The 21176-nt window shown below is 67.6% G+C and carries 20 protein-coding genes; 13 read left to right on the forward strand and 7 right to left on the reverse strand.

Features of this window, described 5'->3' with window-relative positions; genetic code table 11:
- Positions 1-116: 116 nt before the first annotated feature.
- The 6 genes from AC1DOM_RS01360 to uvrD all read left to right on the forward strand — a co-directional run bounded on the left by AC1DOM_RS01360 (position 117) and on the right by uvrD (position 8731).
- On the forward strand, positions 117-800 hold the full coding sequence (locus AC1DOM_RS01360) for a YdcF family protein (protein WP_498959469.1): 684 nt from the start codon (positions 117-119) through the stop codon (positions 798-800).
- A gap of 125 nt (positions 801-925) precedes the next feature.
- Positions 926-3259: a S9 family peptidase gene (locus tag AC1DOM_RS01365; RefSeq protein ID WP_498959471.1), complete on the forward strand. Its 2334-nt coding sequence runs from the start codon at positions 926-928 to the stop codon at positions 3257-3259.
- Positions 3260-3374: 115 nt separating this feature from the next.
- Positions 3375-3974 carry a biliverdin-producing heme oxygenase gene (locus tag AC1DOM_RS01370; protein ID WP_498959473.1) on the forward strand — a complete coding sequence of 200 codons (600 nt, stop codon included), beginning with the start codon at positions 3375-3377 and terminating at the stop codon, positions 3972-3974.
- Between the two features lie 16 nt (positions 3975-3990).
- Positions 3991-5703, forward strand: coding sequence for a GAF domain-containing protein (locus AC1DOM_RS01375; RefSeq protein ID WP_498959475.1), 1713 nt, complete (start codon positions 3991-3993; stop codon positions 5701-5703).
- Between the two features lie 68 nt (positions 5704-5771).
- Positions 5772-6413, forward strand: coding sequence for a TIGR00645 family protein (locus AC1DOM_RS01380; RefSeq protein WP_498959477.1), 642 nt, complete (start codon positions 5772-5774; stop codon positions 6411-6413).
- Positions 6414-6553: 140 nt separating this feature from the next.
- On the forward strand, positions 6554-8731 hold the full coding sequence (gene uvrD / locus AC1DOM_RS01385) for a DNA helicase II (RefSeq protein WP_498959479.1): 2178 nt from the start codon (positions 6554-6556) through the stop codon (positions 8729-8731).
- A gap of 316 nt (positions 8732-9047) precedes the next feature.
- Here the strand turns inward: uvrD and AC1DOM_RS01390 are convergent, their stop codons facing one another.
- Positions 9048-9245 carry a hypothetical protein gene (locus AC1DOM_RS01390; protein WP_498959481.1) on the reverse strand — a complete coding sequence of 66 codons (198 nt, stop codon included), beginning with the start codon at positions 9243-9245 and terminating at the stop codon, positions 9048-9050.
- A 21-nt stretch (positions 9246-9266) separates the two neighbouring features.
- The gene (locus AC1DOM_RS01395) at positions 9267-9581 is read right to left on the reverse strand and encodes a DUF2782 domain-containing protein (RefSeq protein WP_498959483.1); all 315 of its coding nucleotides are present in this window, start codon (positions 9579-9581) and stop codon (positions 9267-9269) included.
- Positions 9582-9673: 92 nt separating this feature from the next.
- Between AC1DOM_RS01395 and polA the strand changes: the two genes are divergently transcribed.
- Both polA and AC1DOM_RS01405 read left to right on the forward strand, forming a co-directional pair.
- The gene (gene polA, locus AC1DOM_RS01400) at positions 9674-12448 is read left to right on the forward strand and encodes a DNA polymerase I (protein ID WP_498959484.1); all 2775 of its coding nucleotides are present in this window, start codon (positions 9674-9676) and stop codon (positions 12446-12448) included.
- Between the two features lie 306 nt (positions 12449-12754).
- Entirely contained in the window at positions 12755-13228 is a 474-nt protein-coding gene (locus AC1DOM_RS01405) for a DUF421 domain-containing protein (RefSeq protein ID WP_498959485.1), read from the forward strand.
- On the opposite strand, the gene hemF is transcribed toward AC1DOM_RS01405, so the two are convergent.
- The 4 genes from hemF to AC1DOM_RS01425 are packed head-to-tail and all read right to left on the reverse strand — an operon-like array spanning position 13225 to position 17238.
- Positions 13225-14169 carry an oxygen-dependent coproporphyrinogen oxidase gene (gene hemF, locus AC1DOM_RS01410; RefSeq protein WP_498959487.1) on the reverse strand — a complete coding sequence of 315 codons (945 nt, stop codon included), beginning with the start codon at positions 14167-14169 and terminating at the stop codon, positions 13225-13227. The two genes, AC1DOM_RS01405 and hemF, sit on opposite strands and share 4 nt — an antisense overlap.
- A 34-nt stretch (positions 14170-14203) precedes the next feature.
- On the reverse strand, positions 14204-15442 hold the full coding sequence (locus tag AC1DOM_RS01415) for a heme biosynthesis protein HemY (protein ID WP_498959489.1): 1239 nt from the start codon (positions 15440-15442) through the stop codon (positions 14204-14206).
- A gap of 11 nt (positions 15443-15453) precedes the next feature.
- Positions 15454-16425, reverse strand: a complete 972-nt coding sequence (locus tag AC1DOM_RS01420) for a uroporphyrinogen-III C-methyltransferase (protein WP_498959490.1) — start codon at positions 16423-16425, stop codon at positions 15454-15456.
- A 33-nt stretch (positions 16426-16458) separates the two neighbouring features.
- Positions 16459-17238, reverse strand: a complete 780-nt coding sequence (locus tag AC1DOM_RS01425; RefSeq protein ID WP_498959493.1) for a uroporphyrinogen-III synthase — start codon at positions 17236-17238, stop codon at positions 16459-16461.
- Positions 17239-17338: 100 nt separating this feature from the next.
- Between AC1DOM_RS01425 and AC1DOM_RS01430 the strand changes: the two genes are divergently transcribed.
- From AC1DOM_RS01430 to AC1DOM_RS01450, 5 genes are all read left to right on the forward strand, one after another.
- Positions 17339-17749: a YiiD C-terminal domain-containing protein gene (locus tag AC1DOM_RS01430; RefSeq protein WP_498959495.1), complete on the forward strand. Its 411-nt coding sequence runs from the start codon at positions 17339-17341 to the stop codon at positions 17747-17749.
- 39 nt (positions 17750-17788) lie between these two features.
- A complete protein-coding gene (locus tag AC1DOM_RS01435) occupies positions 17789-18205 on the forward strand; it encodes a hypothetical protein (protein ID WP_498959497.1) in 417 nt (138 codons plus the stop codon).
- Between the two features lie 71 nt (positions 18206-18276).
- Positions 18277-18711, forward strand: a complete 435-nt coding sequence (locus tag AC1DOM_RS01440) for a rhodanese-like domain-containing protein (protein ID WP_498959499.1) — start codon at positions 18277-18279, stop codon at positions 18709-18711.
- A gap of 92 nt (positions 18712-18803) precedes the next feature.
- Positions 18804-19307 (forward strand): protein-export chaperone SecB, encoded by a 504-nt coding sequence (secB, locus tag AC1DOM_RS01445; RefSeq protein ID WP_498959501.1) that lies wholly within the window; start codon positions 18804-18806, stop codon positions 19305-19307.
- A gap of 6 nt (positions 19308-19313) precedes the next feature.
- Complete coding sequence (locus AC1DOM_RS01450) at positions 19314-20351, forward strand: NAD(P)H-dependent glycerol-3-phosphate dehydrogenase (RefSeq protein WP_498959503.1); 1038 nt, start codon at positions 19314-19316, stop codon at positions 20349-20351.
- Between the two features lie 60 nt (positions 20352-20411).
- Here the strand turns inward: AC1DOM_RS01450 and AC1DOM_RS01455 are convergent, their stop codons facing one another.
- The gene (locus tag AC1DOM_RS01455; RefSeq protein WP_498959505.1) at positions 20412-21032 is read right to left on the reverse strand and encodes a hypothetical protein; all 621 of its coding nucleotides are present in this window, start codon (positions 21030-21032) and stop codon (positions 20412-20414) included.
- Positions 21033-21176 lie beyond the last annotated feature (144 nt).

Below are 21176 nucleotides of genomic sequence, written 5' to 3' on the forward strand. Positions count from 1 at the left end.
GCCGAGTATAGCCATCGCCCCGTCGCCGGCCAGCGTGGCGCATCCGCCGCGGAAGTCGGATGATGTCGGCCTTCGGGCACGCTTTCTTTTCGACCCCACGCCCCCATCAAGCGGCCATGCCGTCCCACGTCTCCCATCGTTTGCGCCTTGCCGTCGACCGCGATGTCCTTCACACGGGCGTCGTGACGCTGCTTGCCTGCATGTTGAGCGCCGGCGTGGTCTACCTGGGCTACTTCTGGCACGTCCTGCGCGTGGCGCGTCGCGCGCCGACCACGCCCGAGCACGGCGACACCGTCCTGGTCTTCGGCAAACACGCACCGCACGGGCGCATCGACGCGGATTTCGCCGCGCGCCTGGAACGCGCCGCCGTGTTGTGGCGCGAACACCCGCCCCGTGAAGTGATCCTTCTCGGCGGCGGCGCGCCCGACCAACCCACCGAAGCCGAAGTCGCACGGGCTTCGTTGCTCGCACGCAACCTCGACGCCGGCCCCGCGCTGCGCCTGGAAGCGCAATCGCGCGACACCCTGCAGAACCTGCGCAACGCCCGCGCATTGATGGTCGGCGAGAACACGCGCCGCGTGACCCTGCTCAGCAGCCGCTACCACCTTGCGCGCTGCGCCCTGTTCGCACGTCAGCTCGGTTACGACTGGGAGCTGTGCGCCGCCGAACCGCGTTTGCGCCTGAAGCCCGCGACGCTGCTGCACATCGCCGCCGAAGCGTATTTCGTCTGCTGGACCGACCTGGGCACGCGCTGGGCGCGGCTGATCGGGTCGGACAGGATGCTCGCGCGCGTGACCTGAGGGCGTCGGGAGCTTCCGCCAAACCGAGACGCCCGTCCCTTGCGTACAGGACCACCGGCATGGGCCGGCGACGGGGGTGGGTGCGCTAGGATCGGGCGCTTACGTATCCGTATCGGAGCAGGGGCATGGGTGTGAAGTTGGATCGCAGCGCTTGCGCGCTGGCCATTGGCGCGGGTCTCGCGCTCTCCTCGGGCGCCTTCGCCCAATCGCCTGCGAAGGTCACCGCCGCCGATTACGACCGCGCGGTGAAGATGCTTTCGCAGAACACCAACCCGCTGGTCGACCACGACGCCAAGGGCGTCACCTGGCTCGACGACAAGTCTTTCGTCTGGTTCGACAACGACGCCAACGGCGTGCGCGTGGTGCGCACCGATGCGACGACGGGCAAGTCGGTCGCCGCGTTCGACGTCGCGCGCATGGCCAAGGCCCTGTCGGCCGCGACGGGCAAGCCGGTCGACGCCAAGCGCATCGACAAGTCGCTCTACGGCGTCGGCCTCAACGCCGATGGCCGCTACGACTTCTCGGTGAAGGGCACGCATTACCTGTGCGACGTCGCCAAGCCGCGTTGCGTCGCCAAGCCCGTCGCGAAGGCGCAGGACGGCGACGGCCCGGGCAACGTTTCGCCCGACGGCAAGCGCGAAGCCTTCATCCGCAACTGGAACCTGTGGGTGCGCGACATCGCCACCGGCAAGGAAACGCAGCTGACGAAGGACGGCGTCGAGAACTTCGGCTACGCCACCAACAACGCCGGCTGGGTGCACGACGACAGCGCGATCCTGGTGTGGTCGCCGGATTCGTCGAAGATCGCCACCTTCCAGCAGGACCAGCGCAAGACCAGCACGATGGCGCTGGTCGGCACCAACATCGGTGCGCCGAAGATCGAAACGTGGAAGTACCCGTTCGTCGGCGACAAGGACGTGACCATGATCGAGCGCGTCGTCATCGACGTGCCGAGCCAGAAGTTGGTGCGCCTGAAGATGCCGGCCGACCAGCATCGTTCGACGCAGTGCGACGACGTCAGCTGCTTCGGCGGCTGGGAAGACGTGCAGTGGGCGAAGGACGGCAAGTCGATCGCCTTCGTCTCCACCGCGCGCGACCACACCAAGAGCTGGGTGCGCACGGCCGACGTCGACACCGGCGCGGTGCATGAGGTCTTCGACGAAAGCGCGAAGAACTGGTTCGAATCGGGCATCAACGCCATCAACTGGCGTTACCTGCCGGAGAGCAACGAGATCCTGTGGTGGAGCCAGCGCAGCAACTGGGGCCACCTGTACCTGTACGACCTGGGCACCGGCAAGCTCAAGCGCCAGGTGACCGAAGGCGACTGGAACGTCGCCGAAGTGCTGCGTCTCGACCCGGCATCGCGCACGGTGTGGTTCACCGGCGTCAACCGCGAGGAAGGCCACCACCCCTACCACCAGCACCTGTACAAGGTGAACCTGGATGCCGGCGCGCCGGTGTTGTTGTCGCCGGAAGATGCGCAGCACACCTTCGCCCTGTCGAAGGACGGCAAGTACGTCGTCGATTCGTACTCCACCACCGCCGTGCCGCCGGTCACCGTGCTGCGCGACGCGAACGACGGCAAGGTGCTGGCCGAAATCGCGAAGGCCGACATCACGCGCCTGAAGGCCGCCGGCTGGGTGGCGCCCGAGCCGATCGTCGTGAAGGCGCGCGACGGCAAGACCGACCTGTACGGCATGCTGTTCAAGCCGTCCAACTTCGATCCGAACAAGAAGTACCCGATCGTCAACTACATCTATCCGGGTCCGCAGGTCGGCTCGGTGCGCACCTACGGTTTCTCGCCCTCGCACGGCGACAACCAGGCGCTCGCCGAACTCGGGTTCGTGGTCGTGGCCATCGACGGCATGGGCACGCCGTATCGTTCGAAGGCCTTCCACGACGCCTACGCGAAGAACGTCGGCGACAACACGCTGCCCGACCAGATCACCGGCATGAAGCAGCTCGGCGAGCGCTTCCCCTGGATCGACCTGACGCGCGTGGGCATCTGGGGCCATTCCGGCGGCGGCAACGCCACGGGCACGGCGATGTTCCGTTACCCGGAGTTCTTCAAGGTCGGCATCGCCGAAAGCGGCAACCACGACAACCGCAACTACGAAGACGACTGGGCGGAGAAGTGGCAGGGCCTGCTGGTCGCGGGCAAGGACGGCAAGTCGAACTACGACGACCAGGCCAACCAGAACCACGCGGCCAAGTTCAAGGGCAAGCTGCTGCTCATGCACGGCCTGATGGACGACAACGTGCCGCCGCAGAGCACGCTGCTCGTGGTCGACGCGCTTATCAAGGCCAACAAGGACTTCGACCTGTTGCTCCTGCCGAACGCGCGCCACGGCTACGGCGAATACTCGCCGTACGTGATGCGCAAGCGTTGGGACTACTTCGTGCAGAACCTGCTGGGCGCCGAACATCCCGATGCCTACGAAGTGAAGCTGCCGAAGTAACGCAGCGCAGCAATTGCGGCAACCGCGCGGTTTTCCCGCGCGTGAAGACGGGGCCTTCAGGCCCCGTCTTTGTTGGTGAAATCGACGTGCATGTGATGTTGTATCGTTCTTCACGATGACAGCAGCCGCCGACAACGGATATCGCGACCGCCTGCGTGGCGCCACCAACACGGCGCACGTGCGCCTGGACACGCGTTTCGCGCAAGGCATCCGGACGCCCGTGCAGTACCGCACCTATGTGCTCGGCATGCACGCCTTCGTCGCCAACGCCGAGCGGGCGCTGGCGCGGGCGGAATTGCGCCCGACCTGGCGTGCGTGGCGCGATCCGGCGCGCACCGGCTGGCTCGACGAGGATCTGTCCGCGATCGGGCTGAGCGCGCTCGCCGACGGCCCGCCGATGTCCGTCGCCAACGATGCCGGCGCCGCCGGACTGATGTACGTGATCGAAGGCTCCGCCCTGGGCGCCACGCAATTGCTGGGCGATGCCCAGGCGCTGGGCCACGGCCCGGGAACGGGTGCGACCTTCCTGTCGCGCCATGGCGGTTTCGGCGCGGGCAAGCGGTGGCGCGCCTTCGTTTCGGCGCTCGAAAGTGCCGACTTCGATCCGGGCAGCGAACGCGCGATGCTCGAATCGGCCGCGCGCGCCTTCGCCTGCGCCGAACACGAATTCCATCGCGCCGAACTGGCGCACTCCACCTTTACCGACGGACCTTGATTCGATGGACCACGCAATGCCGAGCGCTTCGGGCGCCGAGGCCGACTGCGCGCGCGAACCGATCCACCTCAGTGGTGCGATCCAGCCGCACGGCTACCTGATCAGCTGCTCCCTGCCGGACTGGACGGTGCGCCATGCCTCGGCGAACGTCGCCGAACTGCTCGACATGCCGCCCGACGAAGTCATCGGCCGCAGCCTGCGCGAACACGTCGCCGACGAAGTCCTGCAACCCTTGCTCGAAGTGCTCGACATGATGGCCTCGGGCGCGCCGCCGCAGCGCGCGGCGATCGGCAATATCGGCGCGATGGCGCACCTATGCGATTTCGTCGTGCACGTGGCCGGCGACCTGGTGCATGTCGAACTCGAACCGCGCTCCAGCATTCCCTTGCGACAGGCACCCACCGTGGTCGCGCAGCGCATGATCGCGCGCGCCAGCGGCAGCGCGGACATGCGCGGCTTCCACCAGCACACCGCGGACGAAATCCGCGAACTCACCGGCTACGACCGCGTGATGATCTATCGCTTCCGCCACGACGATGCCGGCGAAGTCATCGCCGAATCGCGCGCGGAAGACATGGAGCCCTACCTCGGCCTGCGTTTCCCGGCCGCCGACATTCCCGCGCAGGCGCGCGCGCTGTACGTGCGCAACCGCATCCGCGTGATTCCCGATGTCGCCTACGTGCCGGTGCCGATCCTGCCCGACCACGATGCGAAGGGCGCGCCGCTGGACCTGAGCCAGCACATCCTGCGCAGCGTTTCGCCCGTGCACATCGAGTACCTGAAGAACATGGGCCTGGCCGCGTCGATGTCGATTTCGATCGTCAGCGGCGGGCGCCTGTGGGGCCTGATCGCCTGCCACCATCGGCAACCGCGCCTGGTGCCGCCGTCGATCCGCGCGGCCGCCGACATGTTCAGCCTGTTCGTGTCGATGCGCGTGAGCGCCGCCGACCAGGAAATCGCATCGAAGCAGGACGACCGCGCACGCCAGGCGCGCGAACGTCTTGCGCTGCGCCTCACGGGCCAGGAAGGCTTGTCGACCGCGCTCGCCGAAGCGATGCCGATCCTCGCCGAGATGGTGCCTGCCGATGGCATCGCCCTGCGCAGCGACGGGCAGTGGTCGACGCACGGCCGCGTGCCTTCGCTGGAAGGTTTGTCGCGCGCGCTGGAATGGGCGCGCACGCAGGGCGTGGATCGCCTGCCGGCGATCGACCACGCGACACCGTGGGCAGTGCCCGATGCGAACGACGGCCTCGCCGGCGTGCTCGCCGTGCCCTTCGGCCGACGCGACGACTGGTTGTTCTTCTTCCGCTGCGAACAGGTCGAAGACGTGGTGTGGGCCGGCGATCCGCACAAGTCGATGGTGCCGACCGACGACGGCGTGCGCATCGCGCCGCGCAAGAGCTTCGCCAGTTGGCGCGAAACGGTGCGCGGCCATGCTTCGCCGTGGACCGACGCCGAACGCGCCGCCGCCGAACGCCTGCGCTGGCTGTTGCAGGAACGTCCGTGGCAACCGTTGCCCAACGAAAACGAAGCGGGCAACGTGCGCGACATGCGCCTGTTCCGCCGCCGCCACGTGATCGCCGAGCAGAAATCGCGCCTGGATCAACTCGGCGGATTGCTCGATGGCCTCGGCTATCTGGAAGATGCGGAGACTGCTCGCATTGGTGCACGCATCGCCGAACTGGAAGCCGAATTGCGCCAACTGATGCATCGCGCGCCGATCGAATGACGGCGCGCGGCTTGGCAAACGCGCGCAGCGGCCGGTAACCTCGGGGCACCTCCCCCCGCGAATCCCCCATGTCCGATGTCGCCCCGCGCACGCGCGCGCTCAATCCGCTGCCTTCGCTGATCTTCTCTTCGCGCTGGCTGCAGTTGCCGCTCTATCTCGGGTTGATCGTCGCGCAGGGCGTGTACGTCTACCTGTTCGTGAAAGAGCTGCTGCACCTGATCGCCGCGACGCCGCACCTGGGCGAGCAGGAGATCATGTTGATCGTGCTGGGCCTGATCGACGTGGTGATGATCAGCAACCTGCTCGTCATGGTGATCGTCGGCGGTTACGAAACCTTCGTTTCGCGCCTGCGCCTGGAAGATCATCCGGATCAGCCGGAGTGGCTGAGCCACGTCAACGCGAGCGTGCTGAAGGTCAAGTTGGCGATGGCGATCATCGGCATTTCGTCGATCCACCTGCTCAAGAGTTTCATCGAGGTCGGCATGGTCGGCGGCCTGCCGCTGTGCAGTACGGCCGACGGAATCGCCGCGGTGCGCGCCATGGGCGAGGCGGGCCTCAACATGAAGGCCTGCACGACCATCACGAAGGACGGCGTGTTGTGGCAGACGATCATCCATAGCGTTTTCATCATCTCCGCGCTTGGGATCGCGTGGACCGACAAGCTGATGACCGGGGCTGCCAGCAAGCGCGAGCACGTGCACGCGCATTGAGGGAATGGGGAATAGGGAATAGTTGATTCGCCGTAGGTCGCCATCGTTCCAAGTCGCCACGTACCAACCATTCCCCATTCCCCATTCCCCATTCCCGCTTTTAAGCGGGCACGCGGTGCGATGCACCGTAAAATGCCCCCATGGATGTCTCCCACCTGCTAGACGCGCTGAACCCGGCCCAGCGCGAAGCCGTCACTGCGCCTTCCGGTCACTACCTCGTCCTCGCCGGCGCCGGCAGCGGCAAGACCCGCGTGCTGATGCACCGCATCGCGTGGCTCAACGAAGTGATGGGCGTGCCCCCGCACGGCATCCTCGCCGTGACCTTCACCAACAAGGCCGCAGGCGAACTCCGCCATCGCGCCGACCACCTGCTGCGCAACGGATCGCGCGGCATGTGGATCGGGACCTTCCACGGCCTCGCCCACCGCCTGCTGCGCCTGCATTGGGCTGATGCAGGCTTGCCCGAAGGCTTCCAGGTCCTCGATTCCGACGACCAGCTGCGCCTGGTCAAACGCGTCGTGCAGCAACTCGAGCTCGACGACACGCGCTTTCCGCCACGGCAGATCGCCTGGTGGATCAACGCGCAGAAAGACGAAGGCCGCCGCCCGCAGCACATCCAGCCGGGCAGCGACTGGTTCATGGACACGATGCGCAAGGCGTATGCCGCCTACCAGGAACGCTGCGATCGCGCGGGCCTCGTCGATTTCGCCGAACTGCTGCTGCGCGCGCACGAATTGCTGCGCGACAACGCCGGCCTGCTCGCGCATTACCGCCACCGCTTCGGCGAATTGCTGATCGACGAATTCCAGGATACCAACGCGATCCAGTACGGCTTCGTGCGCCTGCTCGCGGGCGATACCGGCCGCGTGTTCGTGGTCGGCGACGACGACCAGGCGATCTACGGCTGGCGCGGCGCGAAAGTGGAGAACGTGCAGCGCTTCCTGCGCGACTACCCGGGCGCCAGCACGCTGCGCCTGGAACAGAATTACCGATCGACGTCGAACATCCTCAACGCAGCCAACGCCGTCATCGCGCACAACCCGGACCGCCTCGGCAAGCAATTGTGGACCGATGCCGGCGAAGGCGATCCGATCGACCTGTACGCCGCGTACAACGAAATCGATGAGTCGCGTTACGTGGTCGAACGCATTCGCCAATGGGTGCGCGACGGCGGCAGCCACGGCGATTGCGCCATTCTCTACCGCAGCAACGCACAGTCGCGTGCCTTCGAAGAAGCGCTGCTCGGCGAGCAGATCCCGTACCGCGTCTACGGTGGCCAACGCTTCTTCGAGCGCGCGGAAATCAAGGACACGCTCGCCTACCTGCGCCTGGTGGCGAACCGCGCCGACGACGCCGCGTTCGAACGCGCCGTCAACACGCCCACGCGCGGCATCGGCGAGCGCACGCTCGACGAAGTGCGCCGCACCGCGCGCGAACGCAGCCTGTCGCTGTGGGATGCCGCACGCGCGACGAGCGAAGGCAACGTATTGGCTGCACGCGCCCGCAACGCGCTCGCCGGCTTCCTCCTGCTGATCGAAGGCCTGCAGGTGGAAACCGCCGCGCTGCCGCTGCAGGAAAAGATCGACCACGTGCTCATGCGCAGCGGACTGCGCGAGCATTACGCGAACGAGTCGAAGGGCCAACTGGATTCGCGCACCGACAACCTCGACGAACTGGTGTCGGTCGCCTCGCGTTTCGTGCACGGCGACGACGAGGAGTCGGCCGCGCTCAGCGAGCTCGTCGCCTTCCTCAGTTACGCCGCGCTCGAAGCGGGCGAGGGCCAGGCGCAATCGGGCGAGGACGGCGTGCAGTTGATGACGCTGCACAGCGCGAAGGGCCTGGAGTTTCCGCTGGTGTTCCTCGCGGGCCTGGAAGAAGGGCTGTTCCCGAATACGAAATCACAGGAAGAACCGGGCCGCCTCGAAGAGGAGCGCCGGCTGGCGTACGTCGGCATCACGCGTGCGCGGCAGAAACTGGTGCTCACCTATGCCGAAGCGCGTCGCATCCACGGTTCGGACATGTACGGGATTCCTTCGCGTTTCCTGCGCGAAATCCCGGCGCCGCTGATCAACGAAGTGCGGCCGCGGGTGAAGGTGTCCAGCGCCTACACGCCGCATTCGGGGCGTCGCGAATATGCGATGGCCGCCGTCGAGGTTCCACCGGTGAAGCTCGGCGCGAACGTGCGGCACCCGACCTTCGGCACCGGCGTGGTCACCGACTACGAAGGCAGCGGTGCGCATGCGCGCGTGCAGGTGAACTTCGACGATGTCGGTTCGAAGTGGTTGGTGCTGGCGTACGCGAACTTGACGCCTGCTTGACGATTTCGGCTTCGGAAGGACGGCGCGCCACGTGACGTGGTGTGGTTCCCCTGCCGCTCCCGACACGCCATCCACCTAATTTCAACTGAGAATGCGACCGCTTCGGCTGCTCAAGCTTTTGGTCACCGAAGGTGCAGAGAACGAAGCCTCGGTGAGACTCGACGTGCGGAGCGATGTGGTGCACCAGAGCAAGGCCATGGATGGCCTTGCGCCCGCGACTTGGTGGCCATGGATGGCGTTCCAGGAGCGGCAGGGGCACCACATCGATTCGCGCGGCGAGTCGTCAGCCCGAAGAAGGCTTTTTGCGAAAGACCAATCAGCGCGCGTCACCCACCGAAGCCTGCAACGCACTGGCCAAAGCAGCATCCCCACTGACCAACGCAGTCCAGGCGAGCTCCAGCCCCTTGCGGCGGCCCTTCTCGACGAGCTTCAGGCCATCCGGGCCGATCGTCAGCGTGTACACCTGGTCGCCGATCTGCACTTCGCGGCGCATGGGCTTGTCGAGCTTGGTCATCGCGTGCTCCCCGGAAGAGAATCACCAGCCATAAAGCTTGAAATAGACCGGCACGTTGCGCGTGCCGTCGCTGTTGCGGTCCAGGCGGCCGTCGCCGTCGGAATCGGTCACGTAATAGGTCGGGCCGTTCTTCGGCACCACCCGCACCATCGCCAGCGAACCGCCGACGCGGTACTCGGTGACGACGTCGCCGTTGGACTCGGTGCGCGTGGCCTGCTGCGCGCCTTCGGGCACCGGTGGCAACGCATTGGGATCCTGCGGGGCGGTGGCGCAGCCGGCGGCGAGCGCCAGCAAGGCGAGGGCGGCGAACCGGTGCGCGGAGCGATGACGGATCATGTGAGCCCTCCTCCCTGCGGGTTACGGAACCCAAGCATAGGTCCGGCCGCCGTAAAGCCCGGGTGTTCGACCCGGGCGCGTAGAATCCGCGGATGCCAAGACTGGTCCTGATCGACGGGTCCTCGTACCTGTACCGCGCGTTCCACGCGCTTCCGCCCCTCACCAACAGCGCCGGCGAGCCCACCGGGGCCCTGTTCGGCGTCGTGAACATGCTCCGGGCCACGCTCGCCGAGCAGCCCGACTGCGCGGCCTTCGTCGTCGACGCACCGGGCAAGACCTTCCGCGACGATCTGTATCCCGAGTACAAGGCCAACCGGTCGGCCATGCCCGACGACCTGCGCGCGCAGGTGCAGCCGATGTGCGAGATCGTGCAGGCGCTGGGCTTCCCGCTCCTGCGCGTCGATGGCGTGGAGGCCGACGATGTCATCGGCACGCTCGCCCTCGAAGCCGCGCGCGACGGCAGCGAGGTCACGATCTCCACCGGCGACAAGGACTTCGCGCAATTGCTCGGGCCGTTCGACAACGGCGGCAGCATCCGGCTGGTCAATACGATGAGCGGCAGCGTCCTGGACTCCGACGAAAGCGTGATGGCGAAGTTCGGCGTCCTTCCGCACCAGATCGTCGACATGCTCGCGCTGATGGGCGATGCGGTGGACAACGTGAAGGGCGTGGACAAGTGCGGCCCGAAGACCGCGGCCAAGTGGCTCGCCGAATACGGTTCGCTCGATGGCGTGATCACCAATGCGGAAAAAATCGGCGGCAAGATCGGCGAAAACCTGCGCACGGCGTTGCCGCGCCTGCCGCTCAATCGCGAACTGGTGACGATCAAGACCGACGTCGCGCTGGATTCGGCGGCGCACCAGCTGGGCCTGCGCCCGCGCGACGTCGACACGCTGAAGATCCTCTACGCGCGCTACGGCTTCAACGCGGCGCTGAAGGAACTCGGCGGTACGCCGCCGCCGTCGGCGAGCGAACGCAAGGTCTCGATGCGCGGCACCGAGGCGGGGTGGGCGCGCACGGGTGCGGCGCCGGCCGAGGCGCCGGAGGCGAAGCTCGGCGAGAAGGTCGGCTACGAAACCATCCTTACGCGCGAGCACTTCGACACATGGTTGGCGAAGTTGCAGGCGGCAGACGCCTTCGCCTTCGACACCGAAACCGATTCGCTGGACGCGCTCTGCGCCAACCTGGTCGGCCTGAGCATCGCGACCGAACCCTACGCGGGCGCCTACATCCCGTTCGGCCACGATTACCCGGGCGCACCGGCGCAACTGCCGCGCGAGGAAGTCCTCGACGCACTGCGCCCCCTGTTCGCCGATGCGTCGAAGAAGAAGGTCGGCCAGCACGGCAAATACGACCTCCACGTCCTGCGCTGCCACGGCGTGACCGTGCACGGCTACGACGACGACACGATGCTCGAGAGCTTCGTCTTCAACGCCGGTGCGAGCCGGCACGACATGGATTCGCTCGCCAAGCGGTATCTGGGTTACGACACCGTCCGCTACGAGGATGTCGCGGGCAAGGGCGCCAAGCAGATCCCGTTCTCGCACGTCTCGCTCGAGGATGCGACGCGCTACGCGGCCGAAGACGCCGACATCGTCCTGCGCCTGCATTCGGTGCTGGGCCCGAAGCTCGCCGCGGAGCCTTCGCTGGAAAGCGTCTACCGCACCATCGAAATTCCACTCGTGCAGGTCCTGGAGCGCGTGGAAGCCAACGGCATCCTGGTCGACGTCGCCGAATTGCGCCGCCAGTCCGCCGATCTCGGCAAGCGCATGCTCGAAGCGCAGCAGCAGGCGACCGCGCTCGCGGGCCGCACCTTCAGCCTGGACTCGCCCAAGCAGGTGGGCCAGTTGCTGTTCGACGAACTCAAGCTGCCCGTGCAGGTGAAAACCTCCACCGGCCAGCCGAGCGTGAACGAAGAAGCGCTCGAAGCCATCGCCGATCTGCACGAACTGCCGAAGATCATCCTGGAATACCGCGGCCTGGCGAAGTTGCGCAGCACCTACACCGACAAGCTGCCGGACATGGTGAATCCCAACACCGGCCGCGTGCACACCAGCTACCACCAGGCCGGTGCGGCCACGGGGCGCCTGGCCTCGTCGGACCCGAACCTGCAGAACATCCCGATCCGCACCGACGACGGGCGCCGCATCCGCAAGGCGTTCATCGCCCCGGAAGGCCGCCGCATCGTCGCGCTCGACTATTCGCAGATCGAGCTGCGGATCATGGCGCACCTGTCGGAAGACCCGAACCTGCTGAAGGCCTTCGGCAGCGGCGCGGACATCCATCGCGCGACCGCGGCGGAAGTGTTCGGCAAGGCGATGGACGATGTGTCCAACAACGAGCGCCGCGCGGCGAAGGCGATCAACTTCGGCCTGATGTACGGCATGAGCGCCTTCGGCCTGGCGCGGCAGCTCGGTATCGGCCGTGGCGAGGCGCAGGATTACATCGCGCTCTACTTCTCGCGGTACCCCGGCGTGCGGGATTACATGGAACGCACGCGGCAGGACGCGCGCGAGAAGGGGTATGTCGAGACGGTCTTCGGCCGCCGGCTGCACCTGGAGAACATCCACGCCCGCAACCAGGGCCTGCGCGCGGGCGCCGAGCGCGCGGCGATCAATGCGCCGATGCAGGGCACGGCGGCCGATATCGTGAAACGCGCGATGATCGAGATCGATCGGTGGCTCGCCGGCGACGCACGTGCGCTGATGCTGTTGCAGGTCCACGATGAGCTTGTCTTCGAGGCCGACGCCGGTTTCGTCGACGAACTCATCGTTGGCGCGAGGACGCGGATGGCCGCTGCTGCTGAGTTGCGCGTCCCCCTGTTGGTGGATGCGGGAACCGGCGCCAACTGGGACGAAGCGCACTGACGAGCGCGTCTCAGGGCTTAGGTTTGTGAGGCCTCTCCGGAAGCAATGAATTAAAACTGAATCCAACGGTTCCTTAACCTGAATCTTCACGAACCATCCATGTACGGGATGGTCATATAGCTCGCGTCAGATGCAAGGTCTGACGCAGATCTCTCCCTCCCCTGGAGTGATCCCCGGAGCGGTGACTCCTCCCCAAGTCCCGTTCCCCAGCCCCGCCGGTCTCCCCCTGGCCAGCGGGGCTTTTTATTGCCTGTGGAAAAGTGGGCCTGCGATACAGTGCAGGCCACGGCCGCCGAGGGGGAATGCATGTTCGAGCTGTCCATGCCCGTGTGGGAGTACCTGCTGCGGGCGGTCATCGTCTACGTCGTGCTTCTCGGCATGATCCGGATCTCCGGCAAACGCACGATGGGCCAGTTCACGCCCTTCGACATGTTGCTGATCGTCCTGCTCGGCAACGCGGTGCAGAACGCGCTGCTCGGCAAGGACACCTCGCTGATCGGCGGACTGCTGCTCGCCGCGGTGCTGATCAGCCTGAACTGGATCACCGGTTTCATCGCCTCGCGCAGCCGCATCGCCGAAAAGGTGATCGAAGGCGAGCCCATCGTGCTCGCCAAGGACGGCCTGTTGTTCAAGAAGGTGCTGCGCCGCGAGTTGGTGAGCGAGAACGACTTCGACGAAGCGTTGCGCCAGGCAGGCGAGCTGTCGCTGAAGGACGTGCGTTTCGCGATCCTGGAAACCGACGGGCAGATCAGCGTCGTGCCGAAGCACAAGTCCGACTAGCCTGCACCGAGCTCCCGCAGCCAATCGCGCGGGCGCAGGTAGTCGGCCAGCCTGGCCTCATCGCTCCCGGCGTCCGGTTGGAAGCCGTATTCCCACCGCACCAGCGGCGGCAGGCTCATCAGGATCGATTCGGTGCGTCCGCCGCTCTGCAGCCCGAACAGCGTGCCGCGGTCGTACACCAGGTTGAATTCCACGTAGCGCCCGCGCCGATAGAGCTGGAAATCGCGCTCGCCCTCGCCGGAGGGCATCGCGCGGCGCCGTTCGACGATCGGCAGGTAGGCCGCGAGGAAGCCGTCGCCGACTGCGCGCTGGTACGCGAAGTCGCGTTCGAAATCCTCGTGCAGGTCGTCGAAGAACAAGCCGCCGACGCCGCGCGTTTCGTCGCGATGCTTGAGGAAGAAGTAGTCGTCGCACCAGCGCTTGTGCGCTTCGTAGCGTTCGTTCCCGCCGAAGGGCTCGCACAACGCGCGCGCCGTGCGATGCCAGTGCAGGACGTCTTCGTCGAAGGGGTAATACGGCGTGAGGTCGAAGCCGCCGCCGAACCACCACGCGACCGTCCGGCCATCGCGCATCGCGCGGAAGTGGCGCACGTTGGCGTGGGTCGTGGGGATGTACGGATTGCGCGGGTGGAACACGAGCGAGACGCCGACCGCGCGCCACGTCGCGCCGGCGAGCTCCGGCCGCGCGGCGGTCGCCGAGGGCGGGAGCTTCGAACCCGAGACGTCGGAGAATCCGATGCCCGCCTGTTCGAACACCGCGCCCTCGCGCAGGATGCGCGTGCGTCCGCCGCCGCCCTCGCTGCGCGTCCACGTGTCCTCCCGGAAGCGCGCGACACCGTCCACGCCTTCGATGGCCGCGCAGATGCGGTCCTGCAGATCGGTCAGATAGGTGCGGACGCGGGCGAAACCGGCGTCGTCTTCCTGTTCGGCGGGCGTGGACATGCGCGGCATTCTAGGCGACGCCGCCGGCCGGGTTTCATTCGCGCAGGCGGGGGACGCCGTGCGCGTCGCGGATTTCGATCGCGGCCTCGTCGGCGATGCGATCGCGCAGGCCGCGGTTGGGCAGGGCGAGCGTGGGTTCGCCACGTGTCGCGCGCAGGGCATTGGCGTAGGACAGGCGCGCGGCTTCGGCGTCGCCCGCGGCCGTATAGCCTTCGGCCAGCGCTTCCCACGCCGATGCGCCACCGCCCTGCGCGACCGCGCGGTGCAGCGAGCCCTCGGCGATCGGCCAGGGTTGCAGGCGTGCGAGTGCGCGCAGCGTCGCCGGGCTTTCCGGATGCGCGGCGAGCCAGGTTTCCAGTTGCGTGCGGCGTGCTTCGGGCGAAGCGACCGGCAGCGCGCCGTAGCGATCGACCAGCGCCTCGTCCCATTGCGTGGCCAGCGCCTGCTCGATGTTGCGCGCGGCGGCCACGTCCCAGCGCATGTCCGAGGCGCGCGCGGCGTAGGCACCGACGACGGCGGCGTTGGATTGCAGCGCCTTGGGCAGCGCATCCCAGCGATCGGCCAGCGCATTCGCATCCGGCGCCTGCGCGAGCGAGGCGGCGGCCCAGCGCGCCTGCAATGCATCGAGGCGATCGGACGGCAGCGCCTGCTGCTGGCGCATGGCGCCGAGCATGCCGTAGGCCTCATGCGCGCGGCCGAGGTCGGCCAACGCTTGCGCGCGCAGGATCAGCCCGCGCGGCGGCAGCGGTTGTGCGGTGGGCGCGTCCAGGATGGTAAGCGCGGCGGTGGGATCGCCGCCTGCGAGCGCGCGTTCGGCGCGCGCGATGGCGCTCGCCAGCGGTGCGCGGTCGGCGAGTGCATCCAGATGGCGTTGCACGGCGGCCGAATCACCGCGCGCTTCGGCCGCCTGCGCCGCACCGACGCGCGCCACGGCCGCGGCTTCATCGCGGTCGGCCGCGAGTTCGAGTTGTTTTTCCGCGCGCGCCCAGTGGCCGAGCTGCAGCGCGCCCAGGCCGTCGGTCAAACGCAGGCGCGCCTGCCGATTGCGGAAACCGCGCCACCCGCGGAAGGGCAAGGCGAGCACCGTCCACAGCAGCCACAGCGCGAACACGGCGAGCAACAGCAGCAGGAACGCGCCGACCACCGTGCTGCGGTAATCGTGCCCGCGGAAGCGCACCAGCACTTCGCCCGGATCCTGCACCAGCACCTGCGCGACGAGCGCGCCGACCAGTGCCAATGCGATCCAGAACAACAGGTTGCGGAACAAGTTCATGCGACCTCCTGTCAGCGCGCCCGCATCGAGCGCAATTGCGCGAGCGTCGTGCCCACGACCGGCGAGGCGATCGCCAACGGTTGCGCGCGCAGCCCGCGCAGCATCGCGCGTTGCGCGCGCAGCGCCGGTGAATCCGGCCACAGGCGCGGCAGCCACGCATCGGCGCGGACCAGCGAGGCCCGCCAGGCGTCGACATCGCGGCGTTCCAGGGCGGCGCGCGCCAGCGTGAGTTCGATGCCGAGCGCTTCCATCGCCGCCGAGCGGTCGCTCGCCGCGCGCAACTGCGCACGATCGGAGGGCTGCACGTCGACCAGCTTGGAGGCGACGCGCCGCCACCAGGGTTGGTCGCTGGCGTCGGGAAGCGATTGCGCCGCCGGCAGGCGGGCGAGCGCGGATTCGAAAGCGGTGAGTTTTGCGGCGGCCTCGTGCACCGGATCGACGCCTTTCGCATCGAGCGTGCCGCGCTCCTGCGCGAGCGTCTGGCGCAGGCTCAGGTAAGCCGGATCGTCGATGCCGTCGAGCATGCCCGCCGCGAGCGCATACGCGCGCCGCGCGCCGTCGAGATCCGATGCGAGTTGCAAACGTTGCTGCGCCATTGAGAGCAGCATCTCGACTTCATCCAGACGGATCGCCTGCGCGCCGTGGCGATCGGGATCGGCGAGCTTGGACACGCTGTCCTCGAGCAAGGCTGCGCGCTGGCCGACGCCCAGCAATTCGTCGCGCAGCACGCGGTTGGTCGCTTCGGCTTGCTGCAGGCGTTGTTGTTGGGCGCGTTGTTCGCTGCGCAGCGTGGCGAGGCGATCCTCGACGGCGGCCAGGCGTTGCGAGGCATCGTCGGCCGCGGCGCGTTCGTGCTTGGCGCGCGTGTTCCAGGCATGCCACGCCCAGGCGCCGCCCAGCACGAGCAGCAACACGACGAGCCACGCGAGGGGCGCGCGGGAACGACGGACCGGCGGTTCGGGCGGGGGGTCGGTATCGAGCACGGCCTGGAGGTGTCGCGAAGGGTGCGGACGATGCTACCGGATGCCGCGTCGTGGACGGCCATCACGCGCGGCGACCAGATCGGCGGGGCGGGCACCGGCCGCCAGGCGCAGGTCGCGGAAGCCGAGTGCGCGCGCTTCGTCGGCCAGGCGCGCGCTGCCGGCGAGGACGCGCGCGGCGCGGAGTTTCGGCGCGAGGTCGGCGGGCGCGTGGTCCATCAGGGTCTGCAGCGCTTCGCCGCTGCTCAATGCGATCGCCCACCGGCCGCGCGCGGCGCGCAGGGCTGCGAAGGCGCGCGGCGACGGTGCCTGGGCTTGTCGTGCATAGACATCGGCGCGCACCACCTGCGCGCCGCGCTTGCGCAGCCCGGGCTCTATTCGGTCCCGACCGCCCGGCGCGGTCACCAGGCCCACGCGGAGACCGTCGATGTCCTGCAGCGCATCCATCGCGAGCAAGGCCTCGCTGTCGGCGTGCGCAGGGACCTGGACATCGGCGATGCCCGCGCGACGCAAGGCCGCCGCGGTGCCCGCGCCGATCGCGAAGAAGTGTTGCGCGCGCTTGCGACGCAGCGGCGTCATCGCCGCCGCGCAACGCACGGCATTCGGGCTGGTGAACACCACGCGCGGCGCGGCGAGGGCTTCGCGCAATCGCCGGCACGACTGCGCGTCGTCGCGCGGAACGATGCGCATCGTCGACAACGCCACGCAGTCCATGCCCGCGCGCGCGGCGGCGCGACGCACGGCGCCGTGCTGCCCCAGCGGGCGCAGGGAGATGACGTACCATGCCGCCGGTCGTGGACTTGCCGCCTCGCGCATGCGCGCAGCTTGCGGCGTGCCGCGCCGCCCCGCAATCGCAGGTTCGCTTCCGATGTCGCACGAACACCTTCTGTCCCACCTCCACGCCCACTACCAAGGCATGCCTCCGGTGGCCGCGATGGAGGTGGCGATCGCCGGCTACGACGGACAGGCGCTGCGCCTGCGCGCGCCGTTGTCGCGCAACGTCAACGACAAGGGCTGCGCGTTCGGCGGCAGCCTCTCGTCGCTGATGACGCTCGCGGCCTGGGGCGTGGTGTCCCTGCACATCCAGGGCGCCGGCATGGAGGCCGAGGTGTACATCGCCGATTGCCAGGTGCGTTACCTCGCGCCGCTGTACGCCGACCTCGAAGCGCAGGCGCAGGCCGGGCCCGACGTGGATTGGCACGCCTTCCTCGCCACCCTCTCCGAACGCGGCCGCGCGCGCGCCGAACTCGTGGCGCGCGTCCCGCTTCCCGAGGGCGGCGATGCGGCGACCTTCACCGCGCGGTTCGTCGCCTTCCGGAAAGGCTAGGATGCGGTTGTCGCGACCGGGGACAACGACATGCGGAAGATGACCTTGTGGTCCATGTGGCTGGGGCTGTGCCTGTGCGTGCTTGCGCTCGCCGGCTGCGCGTCGTCGAAGGGCGACACCAACAAGCTGGACACGCAGACCTACGCGTATTCGGCCGCCATCCGCTGGGGCGACTTCGAAGGCGCGTGGACGCTGGTGGATCCGAAGTACCGCGAAGCGCACCCGCTGAGCGACGTGGAGCTGGAGCGCTACAAGCAAATCCAGATCGCCGGCTATCGCGACCTGGCCACGCAGACGTTGCCCGACGGCGACGTGGTGCGCGAGATCGAGATCGACGTGGTGAATCGCCACAACCTCACCCAGCGCCAGACCCGCTACACCGAGCATTGGCATTTCGACCCGCTGACCAAGCAGTGGTGGCTGGTGGTCGGCCTGCCGGACCTCTGGCAGGACTGAGCGGCGGCCCTTTTGCGTGCGGGGGCGGCGCGGGCGACAATCCCCGCCCGCTCGCCACCCGCAGAACCGAAGTGAATTACGCCGAACTGCTCGATTTCGCCCAACGCCACATCTTCTATGTGATCGCCCTGGTGGGCATCACCCTCGCGCTGGGCTACACCGAAATCGCGCGCCTGTTCCGCCCCTTCAAGGCGCTGCGCCCGGCCGCGCTCACCAACCTGATCAACCGCGAGAACGCGCTGGTCGTGGATTTCTCGGCAATCAACGATTTCGAGAAGGGCCACATCCCCGGCAGCAAGAACGTGGTGTTCAGCCAGTTCGACCCGGACAACAAGGTGCTGGCCAACGCCAAGTCGCTGCCGGTGGTCGCCGTCTGCCGCACGGGCCAGGCTTCCGAAGGTGCAGCCAAGCGACTGAAGAAGGCCGGCTTCGAACACGTCTATTGGCTCGACGGCGGCATCGCCGCCTGGCAGCAGGCCGAGCTGCCGCTGGTAAAGGGCCGCTGAGTCCCCATTCCTGAGGCGGCGGCCCCCGGAACGACCGCGGGCCGCATGCCATAATCGCCCTCTTTTTCGCAGCAGTTCCCGGAGCAACAACGATGTCCGAAGAGACCACGCAGCAGCCGCAGGCCGGCGCTTCCTTCACGGTCGAGAAGATCTACGTCAAGGACGTCTCGTTCGAGGCGCCCGGCGCCCCGCAGGTGTTCAACGAAGCCGGCGCGCCCGAGCTGCAGATGAACCTCAACCAGAAAGTGCAGCGCCTGAGCGAATCCGCTTTCGAAGTGGTCCTCGGCATCACGCTGACCTGCAACATCGCGGGCAAGACCGCGTACCTGGCCGAAGTGCAGCAGGCCGGCGTGTTCACGCTGGCGGGCTTCGAAGACGCCGGCATCGACGCGATGCTCGGCACGCAGTGCCCGAACCTGCTCTATCCCTACGCCGCCGCCAGCGTCAGCCACCTGATCCAGTCGGGCGGTTTCCCGCCGTTCTTCATGCAGCCGATCAACTTCGAAGGACTGTATGCGGAAAACCTGCGCCAGCGCGCGGCCCAGATCGGTTCGGGAACCGACCTCGGCGGCACGGAGACGGTCGGCAACGCCTGACCGCCCATGGGCAGCGACGCATCTGACAGTCGGTTGTCGGTCGCCGTCCTCGGCGCGGGGTCCTGGGGCACCGCGCTCGCCGCGCTGATCGCGCGCCACGGGCACGACACCGTGCTCTGGGGCCGCGACGCGGCGGCGATCGATGCGCTGAACGCATCGCACGAGAACACCCGCTACCTGCCGGGCGTGCAACTCCCGGCTTCGCTGCGCGCGACGCACGACATGGCCGCCTCCCTCGCCGGATGCGACCTCGTGCTTGTCGTCGTGCCTTCGCACGCATTCGCGCAAACCTTGCGCGCACTCGCGCCGCATCGTCCCGCGCATGCGGGCGTGGCGTGGGCGACGAAGGGGTTCGAACCGGGGTCGGGGCGTTTCCTGCATGAAGTCGCCGGCGAAGTGCTTGGCGACGATGTGCCGCTCGCGGTCGTCACCGGCCCGTCGTTCGCGAAGGAAGTCGCGCAGGGTTTGCCCACTGCGCTGACGGTGCATGGCGACTCGCCTGCGTTCACGCAGCAGGTCGCGCAAGTCCTGCACGGCCCCGCGTTCCGCGCCTACACCGGCGACGACATGCTCGGTGCCGAACTCGGTGGCGCGATGAAGAACGTCCTCGCCGTCGCGACGGGCGTGGCCGACGGCATGCAGCTCGGCCTCAACGCGCGCGCGGGCATGATCACGCGCGGCCTCAACGAAATGCTGCGCCTCAACGCGGCGATCGGCGGCAAGGCCGAAACGCTGATGGGCCTGGCGGGCCTGGGCGACCTGGTGCTCACCTGCACCGGCGATCTGTCGCGCAATCGGCGCCTGGGCCTCGCGCTCGGGCGCGGTCAGAAGCTCGACGATGCGGTGCGCGAAATCGGGCAGGTGGTCGAATCGATCCAGACCGCCGACGAAGTGATGCGCCAGGCCGATCGCCATGGCATCGAGTTGCCGATTTCCGCGGCGGTGCAGGCCGTCCTGCATGGCGACATCACGCCTGCCGAAGGCTTGCAGCGCCTGCTCGCGCGCGACCAGAAACCCGAGTATCCGCAAGCGCTCTTCCGCTGAGTGCGGGCGAAAAAAAGCCCGGCAAATGCCGGGCTCTTTCGTGAAGCGGTCGCGTTGCGATCAGAACGACGCGCGCACGCCCACCGAATAGTGTTCCTGGTGTTCGCCGACGTCGGCTTCGCCCACGAGCGACCACGTGTGGTTGAAGCGCACTTCCGCACCCCCGGTGCCACCGAACTCGCCGTCGGTGTGCCAATCGTTGGAGTCGGTGTAATTGGCCTTCAGGCTGCCCACGAAGTGTTCGCCGAGCGCGCCACGCAGGCCCGCCGACACGCGGTAGAGATTGTCCTGTTCGTCGTCGACGTCCACGCCCAGGAAGTCGGCCGACAGGTCCTGGCGGATCCAGCTCAATTCGACCACGGCGTTGGCATTGGCCGAGATCTTCGGATGCCAGCCGATGCCGAGTTGCGCTTCCTTCAGGTCGAAGTCGACGGTCTCGTTGTTCTTCGTCTCCTGGAACCCGCCGAACACGTGGTACTCATCGGCGACGTCGACCGAACCGCGGACGTTCCAGCCGTCGAAATCGATCGAAAAGCCGGAATCGTCGAGCGACGTGCGGGCCGCGCCCACTTCGACGTAGGTCCACGAAACCGACGTCAGGTTGCTCGGCGTGATGTCCTGCGCGCACGCGCCGAACGATGCGAAGGCCAGCACGGCCGCCGCGAGAAGCTGCTTCTTCATTTGTTCCCCAGCCTTGGTTGAAAAAACGCCGCCTCCCCGGCGGCGGCGCGCACCGTAACAAAACGGCAACGCTTGTCGTAGATGACTGATGGGGGAGTGACCGGAAGCGGGCGCACAAAAAAGAAGCCCGGCTTTCGCCGGGCT

It is taken from the genome of Lysobacter sp. P5_B12 (assembly GCF_056400425.1).